The sequence below is a fragment of the Mycobacterium sp. E3298 genome (assembly GCF_001666895.1).
GTDB lineage: Bacteria > Actinomycetota > Actinomycetes > Mycobacteriales > Mycobacteriaceae > Mycobacterium.
Genome location: NZ_LZJB01000055.1, coordinates 1 through 1,827, shown reverse-complemented (window position 1 = coordinate 1,827; position 1,827 = coordinate 1). Strand labels below are relative to the sequence as shown.

The following is a 1,827-nucleotide window of genomic DNA, read 5'->3' as shown; positions in this document are numbered from 1 at the left end:
ATTCGCTGCTGTCCCAGGACCGGTTCTGGCAGCACACGCCGAAGGTGTGGCTGCTGGACATGGGCATGCTGGCGGCGTTGTCGCTCTTCTACGCCGGCTTCGTGCGGTGGAGAATCCGCTTACGCCGATAGGCCGGCGCGGCCCTAGATTTGCTCCGCACCGCCGTCGACGAAGATCTCGCTGCCGGTCATGAAGCTGCTCTCGTCCGACGCGAGGAAAAGCACCGCCGCGGCGACCTCCTCGGGCCTGCCCAGGCGGCCCATCGGCACCTTGGCCGCCTCGCCTTCTCGCAACTCCTGCTCCCGCCCGGCCGGCGCCAGCCCCAAAAGCCCCGGCGTCTCGACCGGTCCGGGAACGATGGTGTTGACCCGGATCCCGCGGCCCACGAGTTCGGCGGCCCAGGTCCGCCCGAACGAGCGGATCGCCGCCTTGGTCGCCGCGTACACGCTGAACGCGGGGGTGCCGTTGTAGGCGGCGGTCGAGCCGGTCAGCACGATCGACGACCCGCGGTTGAGCAGCGGCAGCATGGCTTGCACGGTGAACAGCGTGCCGCCCACGTTGGTCATGAACGTGGACGTGAAGTGTTCGACCGAAATGTCGCCCAGTGCCGCGAATTCTCCGCCGCCCGCGTTGGCGAAGAGCACGTCGAGGCCCGCTCCGCGGGAGGCGACGACGTCGGCGACGGCGGCCACGTCGTCAAGGTTGGCCACGTCAGCGCGGACGCCCGTCGCCCGTTCACCGATCGAGGCCACGGCGGCGTCGATGGTCTGCTGGTTGCGCCCGGTCAGGATGACGTGGGCGCCCGCGTCGGCCAGCCGCTGCGCGGCCGCCAGCCCGATGCCCGAATTCCCGCCGGTGACCAGGGCTGTCTTTCCGCTGAGGTCGCTCATTGTGACTAGAGTAGGTGCATCCATCCGCCCAAGCACGAGACGTTCGACCTGATCGCCCGCACCAACACCGATCCCAAGGGCATCGTGCGGGACGTGGACGACTATGCGGTTCACCCGTGGGGCCTCTACGTGGCCCGGCCCACCCCCGGCCGCGCCCAGTTCCATTACCTCGAATCCTGGCTGCTGCCCTCGCTCGGCTTGCGCGCCACCGTCTTTCACTTCAACCCGGGCCACGAGCGCGATCACGACTACTACCTCGACGTGGGCGAATACACGCCGGGGCCCGAGGTGTGGCGTTCGGAGGACCACTACCTCGACATCGAAGTCCGCACCGGCGACGGCGCGGACCTGGCCGACGTCGACGAGCTGCTGGACGCCGTCCGGCACGGCCTGTTGACCCCGGAGGTCGCCGAGCTGGCGGTGCGGCGCGCCGTGGACGCCGTTGCGGGGTTGGCCCGCAACGGCTATGACCTCTCCCGCTGGTTGGTCGGCCATGGGATGGAGCTGACGTGGCGCCAGACGTGGCCGCGCTGCCCGACGAACCGGTGCCCGACTGGCGATCCCCCACGCTGGCGACCCTGACCGACAGGCGGTTCTCCGATCCGCGCTGGATCTTCGAGCGCAAGTTCGACGGGATGCGCTGTCTGGCGTTCCGCGACGGCGACCGGGTGCGGATGTTGTCGCGAAACCGACAGCCGCTCAACGGAACCTACCCGGAACTCGTCGATGCGCTTGCCGCCCAGCGCGCGACGCGCTTCGTGGTCGACGGCGAGGTGGTGCGGGAGAGCGGCGCCTGAGCGCTTGGTCCCCCGATTGCGCTGGGCGTAATGTCAGCGACTATGAGCTGCACCGGTAGCAGGCAGGATTCGAGGTAATGGAACTGGGCGCGGCCGGGGGTGGGCCGGGCCACGTAGAGGCCCCACGGGTGAACCGCATA

General features: G+C 69.3%; 2 protein-coding genes and 2 pseudogenes. 2 read left to right on the top strand and 2 right to left on the bottom strand.

The genetic code is table 11. The features are described from left to right. Positions 1-143: 143 nt before the first annotated feature. Positions 144-890 (bottom strand): SDR family oxidoreductase, encoded by a 747-nt coding sequence (locus tag A9X05_RS02010; RefSeq protein WP_067778866.1) that lies wholly within the window; start codon positions 888-890, stop codon positions 144-146. A gap of 84 nt (positions 891-974) precedes the next feature. Here A9X05_RS02010 and A9X05_RS02005 point away from each other — a divergent pair, with 84 nt between their 5' ends. Next, positions 975-1,472 (top strand): DUF402 domain-containing protein, encoded by a 498-nt coding sequence (locus tag A9X05_RS02005; protein WP_067778862.1) that lies wholly within the window; start codon positions 975-977, stop codon positions 1,470-1,472. Then, a pseudogene (locus A9X05_RS02000) lies at positions 1,400-1,669 on the top strand (ATP-dependent DNA ligase); the annotation flags it as partial. The gene A9X05_RS02005 and the pseudogene A9X05_RS02000, both read left to right, overlap by 73 nt. Before the next feature lie 71 nt (positions 1,670-1,740). On the opposite strand, the pseudogene A9X05_RS31890 reads toward A9X05_RS02000, so the two are convergent. Then, positions 1,741-1,827: pseudogene (locus tag A9X05_RS31890) on the bottom strand (hypothetical protein); the annotation flags it as partial.

Coding starts and splice junctions, on each gene's coding strand:
- A9X05_RS02010 (WP_067778866.1), bottom strand. CDS start 890: ATGAGCGACCTCAGCGGAAAGACAGCCCTGGTCACCGGCGGGAATTCG.